The sequence below is a fragment of the uncultured Paracoccus sp. genome (assembly GCF_947487305.1).
Classification (GTDB): domain Bacteria; phylum Pseudomonadota; class Alphaproteobacteria; order Rhodobacterales; family Rhodobacteraceae; genus Paracoccus.
In genome coordinates, this window is sequence record NZ_CANKWH010000015.1 from 1 (window position 1) to 18,841 (window position 18,841).

The 18,841-nt window shown below is 61.0% G+C and carries 19 protein-coding genes; 16 read left to right on the top strand and 3 right to left on the bottom strand.

Features of this window, described 5'->3' with window-relative positions:
• Window positions 1–1,309: 1,309 nt before the first annotated feature.
• The 3 genes from Q1A36_RS16035 to Q1A36_RS16045 form a co-directional block, all read right to left on the bottom strand.
• Complete coding sequence (locus Q1A36_RS16035) at window positions 1,310–1,657, bottom strand: hypothetical protein (RefSeq protein WP_299846297.1); 348 nt, start codon at window positions 1,655–1,657, stop codon at window positions 1,310–1,312.
• Window positions 1,658–1,731: 74 nt separating this feature from the next.
• Window positions 1,732–2,982 (bottom strand): replication initiation protein RepC, encoded by a 1,251-nt coding sequence (gene repC, locus Q1A36_RS16040; RefSeq protein WP_299846299.1) that lies wholly within the window; start codon window positions 2,980–2,982, stop codon window positions 1,732–1,734.
• A 303-nt stretch (window positions 2,983–3,285) separates the two neighbouring features.
• Window positions 3,286–3,960, bottom strand: a complete 675-nt coding sequence (locus tag Q1A36_RS16045) for a hypothetical protein (RefSeq protein ID WP_299846301.1) — start codon at window positions 3,958–3,960, stop codon at window positions 3,286–3,288.
• 476 nt (window positions 3,961–4,436) lie between these two features.
• On the opposite strand from Q1A36_RS16045, the gene Q1A36_RS16050 reads away from it, so the two are divergent.
• From Q1A36_RS16050 to Q1A36_RS16125, 16 genes are all read left to right on the top strand, one after another.
• A complete protein-coding gene (locus Q1A36_RS16050) occupies window positions 4,437–5,993 on the top strand; it encodes a hypothetical protein (protein ID WP_299846303.1) in 1,557 nt (518 codons plus the stop codon).
• A gap of 55 nt (window positions 5,994–6,048) precedes the next feature.
• On the top strand, window positions 6,049–6,987 hold the full coding sequence (locus tag Q1A36_RS16055; RefSeq protein WP_299846305.1) for a dienelactone hydrolase-related enzyme: 939 nt from the start codon (window positions 6,049–6,051) through the stop codon (window positions 6,985–6,987).
• Window positions 6,988–7,356: 369 nt separating this feature from the next.
• On the top strand, window positions 7,357–7,731 hold the full coding sequence (locus Q1A36_RS16060; RefSeq protein ID WP_299846306.1) for a hypothetical protein: 375 nt from the start codon (window positions 7,357–7,359) through the stop codon (window positions 7,729–7,731).
• A 70-nt stretch (window positions 7,732–7,801) separates the two neighbouring features.
• On the top strand, window positions 7,802–8,509 hold the full coding sequence (locus Q1A36_RS16065; protein ID WP_299846308.1) for a lytic transglycosylase domain-containing protein: 708 nt from the start codon (window positions 7,802–7,804) through the stop codon (window positions 8,507–8,509).
• Window positions 8,506–8,820 (top strand): TrbC/VirB2 family protein, encoded by a 315-nt coding sequence (locus tag Q1A36_RS16070; protein WP_299846310.1) that lies wholly within the window; start codon window positions 8,506–8,508, stop codon window positions 8,818–8,820. The genes Q1A36_RS16065 and Q1A36_RS16070 overlap by 4 nt, the downstream gene beginning before the upstream one ends.
• On the top strand, window positions 8,820–9,095 hold the full coding sequence (locus tag Q1A36_RS16075) for a VirB3 family type IV secretion system protein (protein WP_299846312.1): 276 nt from the start codon (window positions 8,820–8,822) through the stop codon (window positions 9,093–9,095). Before Q1A36_RS16070 ends, Q1A36_RS16075 begins: the two co-directional genes overlap by 1 nt.
• Entirely contained in the window at window positions 9,088–11,436 is a 2,349-nt protein-coding gene (locus tag Q1A36_RS16080; protein ID WP_299846315.1) for a type IV secretion system protein B4, read from the top strand. Before Q1A36_RS16075 ends, Q1A36_RS16080 begins: the two co-directional genes overlap by 8 nt.
• A gap of 2 nt (window positions 11,437–11,438) precedes the next feature.
• Window positions 11,439–11,567, top strand: coding sequence for a hypothetical protein (locus Q1A36_RS16085; protein WP_299846316.1), 129 nt, complete (start codon window positions 11,439–11,441; stop codon window positions 11,565–11,567).
• An 8-nt stretch (window positions 11,568–11,575) separates the two neighbouring features.
• Window positions 11,576–12,718, top strand: a complete 1,143-nt coding sequence (locus tag Q1A36_RS16090; RefSeq protein ID WP_299846318.1) for a lytic transglycosylase domain-containing protein — start codon at window positions 11,576–11,578, stop codon at window positions 12,716–12,718.
• A 2-nt stretch (window positions 12,719–12,720) separates the two neighbouring features.
• A complete protein-coding gene (locus tag Q1A36_RS16095; RefSeq protein WP_299846320.1) occupies window positions 12,721–13,497 on the top strand; it encodes a type IV secretion system protein in 777 nt (258 codons plus the stop codon).
• Window positions 13,498–13,500: 3 nt separating this feature from the next.
• The gene (locus Q1A36_RS16100) at window positions 13,501–14,028 is read left to right on the top strand and encodes a hypothetical protein (protein WP_299846322.1); all 528 of its coding nucleotides are present in this window, start codon (window positions 13,501–13,503) and stop codon (window positions 14,026–14,028) included.
• Window positions 14,028–15,047: a type IV secretion system protein gene (locus Q1A36_RS16105; protein ID WP_299846324.1), complete on the top strand. Its 1,020-nt coding sequence runs from the start codon at window positions 14,028–14,030 to the stop codon at window positions 15,045–15,047. Before Q1A36_RS16100 ends, Q1A36_RS16105 begins: the two co-directional genes overlap by 1 nt.
• A 50-nt stretch (window positions 15,048–15,097) precedes the next feature.
• Window positions 15,098–15,757: a virB8 family protein gene (locus Q1A36_RS16110; protein WP_299846326.1), complete on the top strand. Its 660-nt coding sequence runs from the start codon at window positions 15,098–15,100 to the stop codon at window positions 15,755–15,757.
• Entirely contained in the window at window positions 15,754–16,455 is a 702-nt protein-coding gene (locus tag Q1A36_RS16115; RefSeq protein WP_299846328.1) for a TrbG/VirB9 family P-type conjugative transfer protein, read from the top strand. Before Q1A36_RS16110 ends, Q1A36_RS16115 begins: the two co-directional genes overlap by 4 nt.
• A 7-nt stretch (window positions 16,456–16,462) precedes the next feature.
• Window positions 16,463–17,803: a TrbI/VirB10 family protein gene (locus Q1A36_RS16120; RefSeq protein ID WP_299846330.1), complete on the top strand. Its 1,341-nt coding sequence runs from the start codon at window positions 16,463–16,465 to the stop codon at window positions 17,801–17,803.
• Entirely contained in the window at window positions 17,800–18,807 is a 1,008-nt protein-coding gene (locus Q1A36_RS16125) for an ATPase, T2SS/T4P/T4SS family (protein ID WP_299846332.1), read from the top strand. Before Q1A36_RS16120 ends, Q1A36_RS16125 begins: the two co-directional genes overlap by 4 nt.
• The last annotated feature ends 34 nt before the right edge of the window (window positions 18,808–18,841 follow it).

The window sequence follows — 18,841 nt, forward strand, 5'->3', positions numbered from 1 at the left end:
AGCCGCTGACCGGCGCAGAGATAGCTGTGTGCCGTGATCCATGCGCCGTCTTCCTCGGCTTTCGACCGCAGTTCATCGAGCGTGAAGGTTCCGACATAGGAACCGCTGGCGTCGAATGCGGCCCAGAGTTTGAGCCAGCGGCCATCGGCCCGCGACAGCCTGTCAAAACGGCACAGCATTGTAGTGTCCTTTCCTGCGACGGGCGGCGGGGTCTTTGCCCCTTTCCGCCGATGGGCGGGCCTTCCCGCTTCTGTTTTCTGAAAGGCCCATGCCTTTCGGAAAGCAGAGCGGGAAGGGCGCAGCCCTGCCCGCGGCCCTGGGGCTGACTGTCATGGCTCGGGAAGGCGGGGTGGTGCGGCCCGCAGCCGCAGGCGAGGACACGGCCCGCCTGGACGACGCTGCGCGGCACGCGCGGCGCTCGGCCATTGACCGGCAGACGCAGGGATGCGTGGCGGACAAGACAAACAGGAAAAGTCGTCGGGGCAGGGGTGAGCCGGGCTGGCCCGGTCGAGCGCCGGGCCCGGCCACAGATCATCCTGGGCCGCGCGACAGCGCGGGCCGCGCCGGGATCTTCTTTAGGGGCTGACATCCGGGCAGGGGGTTGCCCACAGGCTGACGCTCGATCCGTGTCATCTCGCTGTCAGCCTGCCGTGGCCCTCGGCGCAGCGCCCTCGATGTGGGCTTTGCGAGGACCAGTATGCCTGGCGGCGTGTATTAGCTTCTAGGTGCGAAAACCTCGGACCTGAAAGCATGGGCTGCCGCTCTTTGCTCGATCAGCCACGCCCGTCGTGCTCGAAATCGCCAGATCAGGTATGAGGCGCTGGCGATGCCGCAGAACCAGACAGGTACACCAGTGGCAAGTGCCAGGACAGAGAGAACAAGCGCGACGAAACCGTGAAGGAAGACGGCGCGGATGCCGGCATAGACATTCACCCCCAGATCATTCAGGTCTTCATAGGGCAGCCGACGAGACTCAGCATAGATGCGAGCGAGTCGCCGCAGCTCCGATTGAAAATCGAAGCCAGGCCCTAAGACGGCTTCCCCTTCTTTTAGCCAAAGGAGACCCGCCTCTTCCCAGGCAGCGATCGCCAGCGCTATTTCAGTTTGTTTTGCCTCATCATCGGCCTTAGCCTTGGCCTGCTCCTTCTCTTATGCACGTTGCCGTTCTGAACGCTGCTTTTCGGCCGCCTCTTCCATGAGGGCAGCATCCAGTGCCTGGGCTTGCATCTTGGTCATGTTCCACATGGCTCATCTCCGGCGAACAATATGAGTATAACCCAAGCCGACATCCCTGGGTGAACAAACCATTTCAAGGATGTGATACGGCATCAGGTCGGTTTGTTGCTGCGCGTTCGGTAACGCCCAGCTCGTCGGACCGCTGCCAGAATGCCTGGTGCGCCTTTGAGACATCCCTCGCTCGTTCGAACACGGCTTGGCGCGTTTCGTCCATGCAGATGAAGTAATCCGTTATCTCCCTGAAATATCGGTTAAAATCGTCTGACACCATATCAGCATAGGCCCTAAACTCGTCATCACTTGATGGGACATAAGGTTCCACCGGCGGCAGGCAGACGCGGTTCGATCCGGCAGATTGTGCTTGGGCGGCGGTCGGGACGAGCGCAAGGGCCGCCATCAGCGCCAGAATTGCTCTGCTCATCTGAATCTTCTCCTCACCTCTATCTGGGTCTTCGGCGGCAGCGCGAAACAGGCATACCCATTCCCTTATTTTCACTATTTATTGAATATTTTCCACTGCTTGAGCCGGATCAGGCTGCCGTGAAGGTTCAATCCGCCTCGTTCGGCGATCCGCGTCATCGCACAGAGCATTGCACCGGGTTTTCGCACGGGCTGGACAGCGCGATATTGGTTGGCATCGATCACCAGGACCGTCAGCGCCGCGGCCAGGTTCCCCATCAACTTGGCTGCATCCTCCCAGGCTGAGGGTCTGATCCCGAGATCGGGCAGGATCAAGATCGCAGCCTTCACAAAATGACGGTCATCCAGCGCATGGCCGGGTGGGCAGGCCATATCGAGATAGAGCCGCATGTCGTCACTGGCCATGCGGTAGAGCTCGTCGGGGGTGAAGGTTTCTGTCAGTTCGGGCTTGCGACCATCGCCCGGACGACGATCATCTTGTTCTCTGCAATCGCCGGTGCCGTCAGGCATTGGCGCTGAAAAATCGTCGTCGGCCCGCTTGCGGGCCGCCCGCATATCCTTGGCGGAGGAACCGCTACAAGATTCAAGATTCTTTAGGTTTGTATTTAGTATCGCCGGAATCCTAGATTCCGGCACGCCGGAAGATTCTGCTCGACATGAGAGGATATCCCGCAGGGCATCGAGGGTGTCTGTGATCTCCCGAAGATGGGCTTCGAGGCTGTCGATCGTCCGGAAGGTGGCGTAGCGACGCGGCCAGCTGCCGAAGGCCCGCAGGGCCTCTGGAAGAGCCGGATGCTTCGGATCGATCTCGATCAGATGCTCAATGGCAAGGCGCACATCGCGCTTGGCGGCGGAGCATTCGAGCCGCAGGGCCTGAGAGCGTCTCTGTTCAGCCTGCCGCGCAGCGTCGATGATGATCAGATCCTGGACGTGGCGGATGAGCGGCGCGAAATTGATGCCGAGGCGACGGCCGCCGGCAAGCTCGACGCCTGAGCGGTGGCCATCGGCCGCCGTGTCGATCTCGATGAGACCACGCGCTTGCAGCTGTCGCTCGTGCCCCCGCAAGGCCCTGTCGGTGATGCCAAGCTCGGCCGCAAGATCCTGCTGTGCGCGCCAGCAGACCGGATCGCGGTCAGGATCGGTCCAGTCACTGACCGAGGTGGCGCGCATCATGCGCAAGAGCGCATCGCGTCGGGCCAGGCCAAGACCGAAGGCCCGCCTTGCGTGCCGCTCGATCAGCTCGACCAGGTGGTTGAATGTGATCCCGTCCGGCAGCACTGGCCGGGTGGGTTGTGGGGCGGCGTGTGCCGCATGGCTCATTGTCATGTCACTGCTCCTGTAATGGTCAGGCGCAGGAAATCCGGGCAAATTTTCTTCGTTCGCGCTGGCGCGTTTTTGCTTGATCTGCTTGTCGAGGGGGATTACAAATGAGCCTAACTGTTGTGGCTATTCAGGTTTGGCGACCTGTTTGCATGATCCCCCCCGCCGGGTTCCCCGCGCGGGGGTTTGCTTTTTTCGGGGTCTGACTGTCCTCACTCGATGAATTCTGATTGGTTCTTGTCGCGACAGGCTGCGTCTTCAGGTAGCAATGGCAAAAACCTGGATGACGGCGCGCTTCCCTCGCAATATCTAGTAGCGCACCAGCTCAAAGCCGTGCTGCCCGAAATAATCCGTCCACTCGACGCCAACCCCGCGGAACCGACCGGCAGCCTCGCATGGCCCGTCGGGATAGAGGTTCATGTTCAGCCATTCCGGCGCCGCTGTGATGTCCATCACGGCCCAGTCAAAATCGCCCTGAACGCCATAGCTGCCCAAGCGCTTGCGTGCTTTCGGCCTGTGGCAGACCTCACGTTCCCCATTGCTTGTCTCCCCGGCCCAAGCATACCAGTCAATGTCATAGACCTTGATGGATCGCACGAAATCATAGGTCGGACCGGAGATATCGACATTGGCCCGGCGTCCACCGGCAAGCTGGAGGGCCATGTCACGCATAACCGCAGCCTGCGGCGTATAGGTCTGAGCCGGCAGCACCGTTGCGCTGATGGACCAGATGCGCTCTCCAGGCGTTTCGGCGTGAAACGATGCGTTCATCGGGCACCGCCAGATCTGAAGTGGCGGTTCGATCGGCCAGGGTGTGATGCGGCGGATGAACTCCGCCCGCGCGGCCGTGCATTCCGCGGATGCCGGCCATCCGCCAGATAGGCATAGCAGGATAGCGCAGTCGATCGGGTGAGCGCTTACAGTGCTAGCTGGAGCGATCGCCAAGGAGAACGCCACCGGTATTATGGGTTTAGCAAAGCTCATATCCACCACCTTACAAGTTCAGTAACGTTCTTACAAGATCGTATAGCGCCATATCAGCGTGTGGTGCAAGAAAATGCGCCTCTTTCCTCGAAGTACCGCCCTAAAATTGTCTGGCGGGATGCTGTCGACCCTTCTGGATCGGACGGGCGCATCAGCCAAACGATACCTCTCCCACCTGAAGCCGTTTCATACAGGAGGCCGATACCATCCCTTTCGCGAACTTCACCAAGGAAGCGGTTGGCCAAACGGCTCATCGTGGGCATTTGCATGATTCTACTCCGTGAGAACTGATATGTGCAGCATGGCGCGCGCTCGCGCATTGATTGCGCAGCGCAAGAGAACACCACCATTGAGGGTGAGGTCACGATAGGATATGAAGAGAGACGAAACGCAACGAAAAACAAGCGTGTAAATGATTGATAATACACGGTAAATATTATCTCGCTCCACCCAACGATGGAAGTGACTTCAAGGAGTTGTTCAAGCGCGCAGCGGCAGCTGGCGCTGGACGGCCTGTTACGAAGGACGGGTTTCCCGCCGGTCCTTGGACGCCTGAACTGCTTGCAGAGGCGATTTCGGAGATAGACGCAAACCGGGTCGGGGTAGATCTCAGAACTGTGCAGCTTTGGTTCCAGGAGAATGAACGGGGAATTAGTCCTGCCAACATTCGCTGGCTGGCCAGAGTGATGGGATGCGACGATCCGGTGGCTACCAGTGAATGGCAGATAGAGCTCATGGCGGCGCAATCTCGGCTGACAGCGCAGAGACGACAGAAGCGCAGAAACGGAAGGGGCAACGAGTCAACCGGGGGCCACGACACAGTGAATACAGCGCCAGTCGATCACGAGGCAGAAACCTTCCCCACACCTGTTTTGGATAGTGGCGCCTCCGAACAACGGCGGTGGCTTAGCTTGGCGACCAGATCAGAAGAAATATTCAGCCGCGGCTCGCCACTTGACTTCCCCTCATCAGTGTTTGCAGGTGCCGTAGTTCTTGGGTTTTTGTCGTACCTATTGAACATTCACAACATATATTACGCTAGCGACAGCGAGGTCATTAAGCAAGTCGGATTTCTGTGGGCACCAAACTGGACGCTATTATTTATGATCTTTATGCCACTGTTCTTTGCATTCGTGAGTGACTTGCTTAACTATTGGAAAAATGATGCCAGGCCCCAGCTTATCGATACTCTCGGAAAAGATTTAAGTATTATTTCATGGCCTCGAAAAGTAAACGCTTCTTCCCATACTTACTGGATCGTTTTAATTGTGTGCATTGTTTTCGCCGGCGTTTTTCAATGGGTTGGCGTACGGCTAATTCCGCTGCTGAGCGGAGTGAAAGAATACGCACCAGACTGGGGATCGTTAGCCATCTACCGACCAGATGAAATTTCGGTCATGGGAGAAATAATATTTACAGGATTAGCCTACCTGTATATGTGCATTTGCTTCTATCTCTTCTTCGCTGGACTGATATTACTTTATACCCTGGCACACGACTTCTGGGAAATTGGCGAGGCCATCATGCGCATTTTAAATATTGAGAATATAAGAGTGGTGCATGAAGCTGGTCTACAGGTGATGCGCGGTATATTCCGATGCACAATGCTCGGCGTCCTTATCGCTATTTGCATGAAACTGCAAAGCGCTTATCTAACGTCTAGCGATAAGAACATAATTATTTGGTTGATTGAAGACATGTCTTCAACGGTATATGGGCGCGGTGAGACGCGGGGCGGGTCAGATTATAGCATGCCAACCCATTACAGCAGCCTCCTCGTTGCTCTGTCATCTGGTGTTGTATTTCTCTATGCATCAGTCCGTTTGGGGTCGGCCCGTTGGCTTTCGGTAGCCCTTGGCCCAATGATGGGGGGATTGGCATTCCTCGGTGCCGGCTACCTGTTAATCGGTGTGCTTCCCGGTTTCTCGATCGTTTTGGGCTTGGGTGCTCTCTTGGCGATATACGGGCTTTTTGATCCGAGCTTTGGACGAAGGCGATCGATCGACCTGGGGGGCAGTCAGGGTGTATCATAGTTGCCTGGATCGGTGGGATGAACAGCGCGCCCGACGTGGTGAACTAGGGAAAACGGTGACGTCTTTTGACCTCGATGCGCAGCTAGCGTTTCCAGGGGCGAAGAATGTTGAGACTATCACCGAGTTCTGTGAGTGCGCTGACCGGGCTGTGGCTGATCCCCACTTTTTTGATCCGAGCGAGTGCAATACGAACCATCAAAACGAGGGAGGATGGATCAGGTTTCCGTCTGGCCTCTCGACAGAGATTAACGAAAACAATGTTGTCTGGGCAAAATTGACTGCGAGCGGGTCTTTCGATCAGGCGCTCGTCGTCTTTCACCATTGGAATGCAAGCTCGCGGCACCGGCTGCTTGCCCGCTTTTTGTCGCGACGCGGCATCACAGTTGTCGAGATTGCTCTGCCATATCATTTCGAGCGCAGCCGTCCTGACGCTGCACACGCTGACTATATGCTCAGCCCCAACCTCGGTCGAACGATACAATCCGTCAGGCAGGCCGTGTGGGATGGACGAAAACTCATTCGCTGTCTGAAGAGCCAGGGCTATGCAGAGGTTTCTGTGCTCGGCATGAGCTTGGGATCTTGGGTAGCCGGCCTGGTTGCTGCTCACGACACGAATGTGGCGAAGGCCTCCCTGTTTCTGACGGCAGGAAGTCTGGCGGATATGGTCTGGACGGGACGGGCCACACGCTTGATACGCGCTAGCTTGGAGCCGGAAATTGGATTGCTCGATCTTAATAGGGCCTGGGGTCCACTTAACCTGGAGAATTACTCGTGCCGGCTCGCGAGGCGCGAACTCGATCTTCAGGTAGTGCTGGCCAAGCGCGACAAGGTGGTGCTCCCGGAGCTGTCGGAGAGGTTCATCGGACGGCTGAATGGTTCCGGGGTCACGCCGGACACCTTGAGATTGAACTGTGGTCATTACTCGCTGGCGCTTCCGCCCTATAGCCTGATTGCCGGCTCACGTTTGATGGGTTTCTTGAACGGCGTCGGATAGTCCCATGTGATACCTTGGACAGGCCGCCTGGTCGTTCGGGCAACATGGCCGACATATCCCACGTTGACGAGGCGGCCTGAGAGGATAGGCGAGTACTCTGATGTTGGGCAGGCAGGCAATTCGACGTGATTGATCCTCATCCACCGCCCAGCTCGCCTCATTGTCAAAATTACAGTGGCAAGCTGTTGGCCCGTTTGAGGAAACGGACTAATGATGTTCTGTCCATCAGTGTGAGGATGGTCAACATTGCAATGCTGTACCAAACTTTTCACGTTTGGATAAAATTGCAAGGTTGATGCCGATATTATAATGTCGTATGCCTGGGTCATCAACAACCGCAGGCTAAGCGACCGTCAATGGAGACGGACCGTGTCAACGCCTGCCTTTATGAAGTCACCCTACTTTGTTCTGGATCAGGCAGAAGAATTCATGGATTACCTGCGCGATGGCTGGCACTTCGATGTGCTGTGCCGCTCCGAGGCCTACCTGCGCAACTCCTACTGGTATGGGGAGTGGGTTGTGGTCCTCGTCTCGCCTGACGGAAAGCAAGAAATCCCGCTGCTCAAAGCGAGGCGCGGCGGGACTGCCGATGACATGCGCCTCTTCAAGACGGTCAACGGGATCTATAGCTTCTGCAAACAATATTGCGTGCGATCTCCGATCATCCCGTCTGTGGCAGGAGATCGAGAACGGCAGAAAGTCAAACTCTCGGATTGGTCAGAAGCGAAGGTCAAAAGCGACTAACCGCCAGCACCCTTTGTCCGCTGGCGGCATTTTTCACACGCTGGCGCGACTAAATCGCCACGGAAAATCTATGGGCTCGGCGGCAACGCTGACCTTCCTGCTCTTGGCCAGCTCGTTCAGCCTGGCCGACGTGATCCGCTTCGGCGCTGACGGCACCCAGATCAAACCCGGCCCTCATGCGGTCCAGCGCTTTGACGCCCAGGGCCGCCGCCGCGAGGCGCACAAGCCGGCGAATAGCCAGGAAGCGGTCGCCGGGCAAATGGCCCTGCGCGACGAGCTGGCCGCGCTTGGCGGCGAACAGGTCATCATGGGCAGCACGCCCGCCGATCGGTATGCGGGTGCGCGGCTGAGTGTCAGGCAGACCGCGCTCCGGTATCAAAACCATCCAGCGATCAAGGCTGCGGGACTGTCCCGCAGCCAATGGATTGCGACCTTCGAGGCGCTGGTCTGGCAGGAGTCGCGCTTCAATGCCCGCGCCCTCAGCCCGAAAGGCGCGATCGGGCTGGCGCAGCTGATGCCGGGCACGGCGAGGATCCTCGGCGTCGATCCCCACGATCCCATGCAGAACCTCGATGGCGGAGCGCGGTATCTGCTGACGCAGATGCAGCGCTTCGGCAGCCCGACCCTGGCGCTCGCCGCCTATAACGCCGGGCCGGGCGCGGTCCGGAAGCATGGTGGCGTTCCCCCCTATCGAGAAACCCGGAACTACGTCCTCCGCATCATGGCGGAGCGTGATCGCCTCATGGCGCAGGCGTCAACTCAGGAGAAAGACAGATGAAACGGTATCATGTTCAGGCTGCGGTTGCCGTTCTGGCGGTGGCTCTGGTCACCCTCCACGCAAGCGAGGTGCTGGCCCAGGCCAAAGGCTCGGTTGATTTTTCCAAGGTCGACAAGGTGGGGACGGGGTTCATCACCTGGCTCAAGGGCAATATCGCCATCGCCATCTTCACCGGCGCCTTCATCATCTGCGGCTTCATGGCCGCGATGAACCGGATCAGCTGGTGGTGGGTGGTGATGATCTTCGTCGGCGGTTTCTTCGTCTTTGGCGGTTCCACCCTGGTCACGCAGATGAAATCGGCGCTGAGCTGATGGAACCGAGCGTCGTCGTCATCGGATTGTCGCGGCAGGCCCGGCTGGCCGGGTTGCCGATGCCCTACATGCTCGGCGTCGGCGCTCTGACCGCCCTGCCCTTCTTCTGGACCCAGTTCATCCCCTGGGTGCTGACGGGGCCGCTCTGGTATGTCGCGGCGCGGATCGCGGTCGCGATGAACCCCAACGGCCACAAGGCCCTGGCGGTGGTCCTGCGCCGGACCCCGCCCTCGCTCTCCCGCAAGAACAGGAAAGAGGGCCGTCGCTATGTTTGATGCCAAGCAGGATCGCAAGCGCGCGGCGCGGGCCGAGGCCGTCAGGCCGAAGGTGCCGCAGCTCTACCCGCATATGCCCTATGTGCTGGAGATCGACGATGTCACGGTCCGCACCCGTGAAAACGCCCTGATGATGTCGCTGGAGATCAGCGGCAAGGATGGCTTCACCGCGGCTGACCGGGATCTCGAGGACCTGCGCCGGGGCTTTGCAGGGGTCCTCGACGGTCTCGACGAACGGTTCAGCTTCTACATCCACCGGATGATGAAGCCGGCCGCGCTCGGGCTGGTGCCGATCTATGGCGACAGCTTCGCCGCCGACCTGGATGCGCGCTGGACTGAGCATTTGGCCGAGGCCGCGCTGCGCGATTTCGTGGTGGTGCTGACGGTGGTGCGCAACCTGCAAGCGCCGCTCAAACTGCCCTTCTTCAGCCGCAAGGCGAAACAGATCTTCGACGGCGATACCAGTGAGCGCCATGCCGAACTGCGCGAGCTCGTGTCCATCCTGGAAACCAGCCTGCCGGTCGGCACCCGTCGCCTGAAAGTCAGCGATGGCTCGCTTCTGGGGTTTTACAGCTCGATCAATTCCGGCGTCCTGCGCCCGGAATATCGCGGCGACATCACTCTCATCGCCGAGGATGTCAGCACGGTCGGCCTGCGCTTCAAGGGGAACGTGATCGCGCTCGATGAGGGCCTGGACCGACCGCGTTTTGCGGCTGTCCTGGCGATCAGGAATTACCCGACCATGACCGAACCGGGCATGCTCGACGCGCTCGATACCGGCATGGATACGCTGATCACCCATTCCTACACCCCGATTGCGCGCCAGAAGATCTCCGATCTCGCCAAGCGGCGCATCGACCAGATGCGCGCGGCAGATGATGCTGCGGGTTCGATCCAGGGCCAGTTGCAGGACACCTATGACGATGTGGAAAGCGGGCGGCTCGGCTTTGGTGAACACCAGTTCACCATCACGGTCTTTGCCGACAGCCCGGAGGCGCTGGAGGCGCGGGTATCGCAGGTGCGCGGCGTCGCCGAACAGGCCAGGATCAGGCTGACGCGGCTGGCCTCGACCATGGAGGCCACGTTCTTTGCCAATCATCCGGGGAACCAGGATTACCAGGCCTGGGAAACCATCGTCAGTTCGATCACTTTCGCGGACCTGTGCAGTCTGCATATGACCGACAGCGGTACGCCTGCCGATCGGCTGCCGTGGAAAACCCCGATCACCGTCTTCCAGAGCGTGACGGGGGCAGCGCATCGCTTTTCCTTTCATGAGGCCGGCGATCCGAAAGCGGAGCCGACCATCGGTCACACGCTCATCCTCGGCCCCTCGAACAGCGGCAAGACCGCGACACTGGCCTTCCTTGCGGCTCAGGCGCGGCGCACCGGCGCGCGCATGGTGTTCTTCGACAAGGATCAGGGTCTGCGGATGGCGGTTGCCGCCCTGGGCGGTCGCTATGCCGAGATCAAGGCGGGCGAGCCCACCGGGCTCAATCCGCTCGCAACCGAGGCCGGGCCGCGCGGCGAAGCCTGGCTGATGGACTGGCTGGCCACGCTGGTAGAGCGCGGCCATGACATCCTGACCCCGCACCAGGCCGACAGCCTCAAACATGCTGTCCGGCAGAACGGACAGGCCGCCCCGGCGCTCAGAACCTTCGAGCATTTTGCCACGCTGATCGGCGATGCGCGCGATGATCGCGCCCTGGCAACCCGGATCGCGGAATGGGGACCGGAGGGCCGCTATAACTGGGTCTTCGGCCTGGCTGACAAGCCCGTGGTGGATTTCGACGGGCTCGATGTCCTCGGCATCGACCTGACGGAGATCCTGAACATGCCGACGGAGCGTTCGGCACTGCTGTCCTATATCTTCCGCCGTCTGGAGCTGCTGTTCGAGGCGCGCCAGCCGATGCTGCTGGTGATCGACGAGGCCTCGACGGTCTTTGACGACGCGTTCTTTGCGCGGTGGCTGCCGAAATGGCTGGTCACGGTCCGCAAGATGAACGTGGTCGTGGTCCTGCTGACGCAGTTCCCCTCGCAGATCCGGAACAGCAAATCACGCTCGATCCTCGAAGGGCTGCCGACACAGATCCTGTTTCCGAACCGCCGTGCCCAGCCATCCGATTACGAGGGGTTCGCGCTGACGGATAACGAGCTCGATTTCCTGCTGGCCGGCCGGAATGGTCCGCGCCAGGCGCTGCTGCGCGGCCATAACGGCCAGACCCTGCTTGATGTCGATCTCTCGGCACTCGGACCGCTTCTGACCGCACTCGGCGGCGGTGAAGCCGGACGGCAGGCCTTTGGCCCCGATTTTGAAACCAAACCGAATTTCTGGAGGACATGATGATGCGCAAGTCACTTTTTCTGTTGGCCCTTCTGCCGGCGCTTGCCGCCTGCGGCGAAACCCCGATCAAGAAGGCCAATTGCTGGAACAGCATGGCCTTTGTCCCGCGCGACTGCGCTTCGGCGCCGTGAGGCTGGCGATGAAGCCGCAGCCAGCCCGCCTTCTCGGAACCGCCCTCGCGCTTGGTATCTTGCCCGGCGCGCTCTGGTCGCAGGGTGTGCCGACCGTCGATGGCAAGAAGGTTGCCATTGAGGTGATGACCGTCGATGCCGAACGGCAAAAGACGGCGGCCGAGGCCGCAGAAAACGCCACACGGGCCGAGATCGCTCACTATCAGGACGAACAGCTTGCGGCGCTGGACGAGACGCTGAAGCTTCTGACCGGCACCAGCGCCTTTATACCGGGGCTGGAAGCCGGGGACGGATCGGGCGATCTCTCTGCCGCCGCGGCTGTCTATCCGATCGATGACGACAATCCTTATGTCGATCGGATCATGGGCGATGCCCCGGTGAGCATCGAGCAGATGATTGCCGAAACCGCGATCAGGTTTGGCGGGCATCCGGCACTTAGCCGTGCCGGCATCAATGCGGTCGAGTTCCGCTGCTGGTTCCAAGCGCTGGTGAAGCAGGAAAGCAATTTCTCCATCGGGGCGAAGAGCCCGAAGGCGGCGTTCGGGCTGACCCAGATCATTCCGGGCACGGCAGAATATCTGGGCATCTACCCGGCCTATTACGACGATCCACGCCTGCAACTGGATGGCGGCGCCAGGTATCTGTTGGAACAGCTGGGCAAGTTCGGCTCGATGGAGCTGGCGCTGGCGGCCTATAATGCGGGCCCGGGCGCGGTCCAGAAATACAATGGCATCCCGCCCTACCGCGAGACCCAGGACTATGTGCGCAAGATCAGCGGCTATTACAGCCGCTATGCCGCGCGCATGGGCGGTGCCGCCGATGCCGTGGGCACGCTCGATCCGAAGGACATGGCGATTGCCGAGGCCTCGAACCTGTCGGATGCCGGGCTGCATTATGCCAGCTGGAGCATGGACGGGATGCAGGCGGCCGCCGTGCGGTTGCGCCAGGTGGTGACACAGATCGAGGCGACGGGCTCGGCCAAGGAGGCCCTGGATCTGAACAGCTATGCGCGCGCCGAAGTGACGCGGATGGCGATCATCAAGGCCCGTCTCAAGGCGGTCAGGCAGAAGATCGACACCGCGCGCTACGCGCTGCTTCTGCAAGCCTATGCTGAAGACGAAGAGTTTTTGCGCGTTTCCCTGGAGGATTGAGGATGAAGACCTATCTCGCAGCTGCCGCCCTCGCACTGATGATCGCGCCCCAGGCCATGGCGCAGGGGGTTCCGACCATCGATGTGTCCAGCCTCGCCAAGCTGACCGATCAGCTGGCCGAGGCCAAGCTGCAGCTGAAAGAGCAGATCGCCGCGAACCTCAAGCTGGACGACCAGGTGTTGAAGATGCTGGAACAGATCCAGCTTCTGCAAAGCCAGCTTGCTGCGCTGAAGGACGGGTTGTCGCTGGCCGATCTCGGCTTTGATCCGGATAGCTTCCTGCAGGATATCCTGCCGCAATTTGCCGATCTCACCAAATCGCTCGATGCAGCCAAATCGGGCAATTGGGCGCAGGCGCTGGCCGGAGGGACGCTCGGCGGTGGTTCGGTCGCGGCGCATGTCGACCGGACCTTTGCCTCGGCCGGCATGGACCGGGACCAGGTCGAGGGGCTTGCGCAGAGCGAGACGGCCGCGACCGCGCGGATCGGCACCTCGGCAAATGTCAACGCCTTCCTGTCGGCGGCGGCCGAAAGCTCGTCGGCACAGGCCAAGGAAAGCCTGATCCGGATCGACGGGCTGGTGGGCAAGATCGAGGCTACGGAAAACCTCAAGCAGGCCATCGACCTCAATACGCGGGTCACGACCGAACTCGGCATTGCGCTGGCCAATCTCTGGGCGATGGAGGCGGTGCAGACCGTGGGCATGGGCGAGGCTGGTGTCATGGATGCCGCGACGGCAGCTGACGAAGAGAAGTTCCTGCAGATCAGGATGGAGGATTGAGGGATGGACAAGCTGGTTTATGGCGGGATTGGCGCCGTTCTGGGGGCCGTGGCCACAACCGCCGTCTTCCTGGCGCTGCCGGACAATCCTGCCCCGGCCGAGGTCGATGAGTTCGTGGCGATGCAGCCGCTCACCGAGGTCGAGCAAGCGGAGGAAGATCGGTTTCTCGATCTCAATCTCGGTGCGGAAGACACCCCGGCGGTCGAACCGCTGGAGAATGCGCAAAACGTCCCTTACGCGTCGTGCGAAAAACCGCCGGAACTGATCGCGTATCTCGGAAAACCGGGCAACGCGACCTTTGCCCGCCGTCGCGATCTGCATTCCTACCTCACGGCAACGAACGTGCTCGCGACCAAGGATTGCACCTGCACCGGAAAGGTGCTGCCGGTCTCGACCCTCATGGCTTTTGAGAAGCGGATGATGGAGACGGCCGGGGTCACGAAGCTGGAAGACCTTGTGACCCAAAACTATTACGACGAGGCCCACACCATGCGCTGGCAGATCGAAGATCTCTGCGGGGGACGGATCTGATGGGCCTCGTCACGGATATTCTCGACAGCATCGATGCCTCGATTGCCGAGGCCGGGGCGCGCTATTTCGAGACAACGGCCACGGCGCTCGGCCCGATCGTCACGATCATGATGACAATCTTCGTCATCACGCTCGGGATCAACATCGCCATTGGGGCCTCCGATCTCTCACTGCGCGATGCCAAGCAACTCTTCTGGCGGGTCATCCTCGTCTATACTTTCGGGCTGAGCTGGGCGAATTTCGGCGTGCTCTATCACGCCCTCTCGGACAGTTCGGGCAACCTCGCAATGGGCTTCTTTAACGCCTCAAGTGCCAGCAACCCCGATCCCAATGCCGCCATGGACCAATTCGCCAAGAAAATGGGGGATACGGTCGATGAGGTGTCGCGGTCACGCGGCTCGATTCAACGGGGGGTGATCGGCGGGATCGCCTATGTCTTTCTCGGCGCTCTGATGGCCGCCTATGTCCTGGTCGTCGGCTTTGCCAAGATCATGATTGCCTTCCTGCTCGGGGTCGCACCGCTGGCGATGATCGCCACGATCTTCGACAAGACCCGCAATCTCTTTGAAGCCTGGCTGGAATCGTTTGTTGGCTACCTGATGTACCCGATTGCGGCGGCGGCGGTCATCGCCAGCGTGGTGAAGGTCGGAGAAGAGCAGGCTCGGGGTGCCTTTTCCGGCGAGACCACGCTTGGATCCATCCTCGGGTTCTTCGTCGTGGTCTTCGTTGGCATCTTCGCCTTGAGAGCCATCCCTTCGGCTGCCAGCCATCTGACCGGTCAGTTCCATCTTGCCGCGATCTCTCCGCAACCCATCCGCGCGGTCACGCGCCAGATCACCGGCCCTGCAGCGCGCTGGACAGGTTCCAGGTTGTCGGCGATGGGATCCGGGATGATGAGCGGAGGCCTGTCACCCTATCTCGCCCGTCAACAGCGTGATCGGGCCTATGCCGAACGTGGCGGCAAGCTCGCCGAAAAAATCCGTCTTTCAAGGGTGTTGGGCACGACGCCAAAAGGCTGACCGCTTCACCTGACATAGTTCAACTCTGAGGTAAGGCCATGACAGACCGCGTGTCTGAACAGAGAACGATTCTCGAAAGCGAACTCTTTCTCGAAGGAAAACGCCGCGAACGCAGGGGTTTCATTGCCCTGGGTTTCGGCCTGATCATCGCAACCGGAAGCGTTGCGGCGCTGCTGACAATCCTGCCGCTGAAGGAGACGGAAGCCTTCGTGGTGATGGTCGACACCGATACCGGCATGGCCAGCCGGATTGTCGAGGTGGCGCCGGCGACCATGACCGAGGCTGAAGCCGTCCGGCAGGGGCTGATTTTCAACTACGTCATGGATCGCGAGACCTATGACGAGAATGACAACGAAAACCGCCTGCTGAAGGTGTTCCGCATGTCCAGCCTCCTGGAACAGGACAAGCTGCGCAGCCTCTGGAACCCGAGCAATCCCTACTATCCGCCGACGCTCTACGGGGCCTCGGGCAAGGTCGCCATCAAGGTGCTGAGCATCAGCGAGGTCGGTGAGAACACGGCAACCGTGCGCTTCACCAAGACCTTCTCCCAGGCTGGCGCGGATGATCGGATCGGCAAGTTCTATGCCACCGTCACCTACCAGTTCCAGCCCTCGACCGAAAGCGCGGTCGAGCTGGTCTGGGAAAACCCGCTCGGTTTCGTCGTCACCGATTACCGCATCACCGCAGAATCCCTGGAGGAACAGGAATGAAGAAGACGCTGATCGCAGCGGCTCTTGCCGCCATGACCCTTCCAGCCCTTGCCCATGCCGAGGCAAGCCCGCGATCTGGCTCCCGCGATGGCCGGATCACCTATGCCACCTGGCAGGACGGGCAGGTCTATACCGTGCCGACGCGGGTGCGCAACATCACCATGATCGAGCTTGGCGCGGGGGAAACCATCCGCTCGATCGCCGCCGGTGACACCGAAAGCTTCCAGGTCGAGAAGCTGGAGGGCAACAATGTCTTCACCATCAAGCCGGTCATCGACGGTGCGTCAACCAACGTGACGGTCGAAACCACCCGTCGCTTTTATTTCCTGAACGTGGTCGAGGGCGGGAAACCGTCCTGGTCGGTCAAGTTCACGGTGCCGGGCAGCGGACGCGTGGCATCCGCCGGGCCTGCCATCAGGCCCCTGGCCGAGGCGCCGCTGGTGCCGATGCGCTACCGGATTGTCAGCAAGACCCGTGGGGCGGGTTTCGCCCCGATCGGGATCTCCGACGATGGCGCGAAGACCTATTTCCAGATCCCGGCCGGTGCGGCCACCCCGACCGTCTTCCGCGTGGACGAGAAGGGCCTCGAATACGCGGTCAACAGCACCATGAAGGGCTCGGTGATCGTGGTCGCGGGCCGGTCCGCGCGGTGGGTCCTGCGCTACGGCGACAATCACGCCTGCATTGAAGGAAAATGAGGACATCATGACCGAGACGTCTGAACAGAAGGTGCAGGACCGTCTGACCGGCCTGCGCAAACCACCCCCGAAGCCCTCGCTCCTGAAATCCTATGGCCCCTATGCCGCCGCTTTGGCGGCGGGCCTCGGGATCGGGGGCTATGTCGCCCGGATCCCGGCGGCCGAGGAGGAAAAGCCGGCCGTCAGGACCTCCGATGCGGCGGAGTTCCAGCAGGATGTGGGCCTCGCAGCCTTCACGACGCGGGTGCCACGGGCGCAGCCCGCCGTGGACATGCCGCAGGCCGAGCCGGAACCGCCGGCGCCGGCCAGCGATCCGGAAGCCGAACGGCTCCGGGCAGAGCTCGCCAACCTTCAGGCGCAGATGGAAGCCCTGAGGAACGAGGCCGCCGGCACGCCGGCGGAACTGGCCGCCCTTCAGGCCGAAATGGACGGCCTTAAGGCCGAGGCCGCTGATCGGGAGACTGCCTATGCCGAACTGGAACGGGAAAACCTCCGGCTGCAAACGCAGCTCGAAACGAGCTCACTTCTCGGTCTGCCAACCGACACGGCGGGCGATGAAGAGGCGCGGCGGCTGGCCGAATTCGAGGCCCGTCGCGCGGCGGCCGAGGCGCTGCGCGCCGCCCAGAATGCGTCGCCCATGGTGGCCTATCGCGCCGGCGGCGGCGGAGACGGCGGTGCGGACGAAGGCCCGGGCCAGCGATATGAAGGTGATGAAGCGTTCGTTCGGGCGGGCGCGACCCGCGCGCCTGTGACCCAGGCCGAAATCATCGCCAATCCGTCAAGGACCGTTGTCCAGGGCACGCTGATCGAGGCCACGCTTCAGACCGCCATCCAGTCGAGCCTTGAGGGCAATGTCATTGCCACGGTCAGCTATGACGTCTTCTCGATGGACATGGCCAATATCGTCATCCCACGCGGATCGAAGCTCTTCGGCCGATACAGCTCGGACATTGATCGCGGTCAGCGGCGTGTGCTGGTGGCCTGGGACCGGGTTGTCACACCAGACGGGCAATCGGCGGAACTGGCCGCCTATGGTACGGACCGGATCGGGCGCTCGGGGCTGACGGGAAAAGTGCGCAACCACACCTTCGCGCGCTTTGCCGGCGCGGCGGCCGTCTCGGTGATCGGCGGCATTCCGGCCATCGTCACCGCAGCGCTGGAACGCGAAACGGACAGTGCCGGCAACCGGAATGATGCCCTGAGCGATGCAGCCTCGGATGTGGCCCAGAACACCGCCTCGGCGCTCGGGGATGTGATCCAGGGCTATCTCGATATCCCGACCACGATCAGCATCGATCAGGGCGCAGTCGTCATGGTGCAGGTCAATGCCGATGTGGAGATGCTATGACCGGCTATCTGCACAGCAAATTGGACAAGATCGGGGATCTGTTGCGCGATCCTGCCATGATCGAGGTGTCGTTCAACAGCGACGGACGCATCTGGACCGAACGGGCGGGCGAGGCCGTCATGACGGAAGCCAGGGTACCGGGCCTTGATCCGCTCTTCGCCCGCGATCTTGCCATGCAGATCGCGAATGATCAAAGCCTTGCCCTCTCGGATATGTCGCCGATGATCTCGGCCTCAGTCGCCTTCGAGGGGGTCAATCTTCGCTGCCAGGCCATCGTCCCGCCCGCCTCGGCCAGTGGGACGGTGATTTCCATGCGGGTGTTTCGCGCCCGCGCGTCGGGGTCCGAGCCGCATCGCTTCGGCCTGTTGCGCGATGTGGGCCACTCGCTTGAGGAAGAGCGGGCCGATATCCTCGGCCGTCTGAAAACGGGGCTCCGGTTAGGGTCGGAAGACGAACTCGATGCCTTCTGCCGCGAAGTGGTCAGCCAGCGCCTGAATGTGCTGATTTCCGGGATCACGTCGGGCGGCAAGACCGAATTGTCGCGCCGGCTCTTGTGGATGGTCGAACCGGATCAGCGGCTCGCGCTGATACAGGATGCCAACGAGCTTCTGCCCGACCTGCCGAATGTCGTGAACCTGATTGCCGACCGCAAGGAGACCTCGCCCCGCTCGGCCGACAAGCTGTTGGAGGCCACGCTTCGGCTGCGCCCGGACCGGATCATCGTGGGTGAGCTGCGCGGCATCGAGGCGATCACCTTCCTGGAGGCGATCAATACCGGGCATGAAGGCTCGTTCACCACGATCCATGCCCATTCGGCCCGCAAGGCGCTCGACCGGCTGGCCTTCATGGTCTCGAAAGGCGGGCTCGGCATGACCTATGCCGAGATCCACCGCTATGTCCGCAGCGCCATCGATGTGGTGATCCAGGTGGGCCGCTCGGGCGAGAGGCGCGGCGTCATGGAAATCTGGATGCCCGCGCTCGATGACCTCGGCGCGGCAGCATGACCCGCCTCGGAAAGACCACGGCCCCGAAACATTC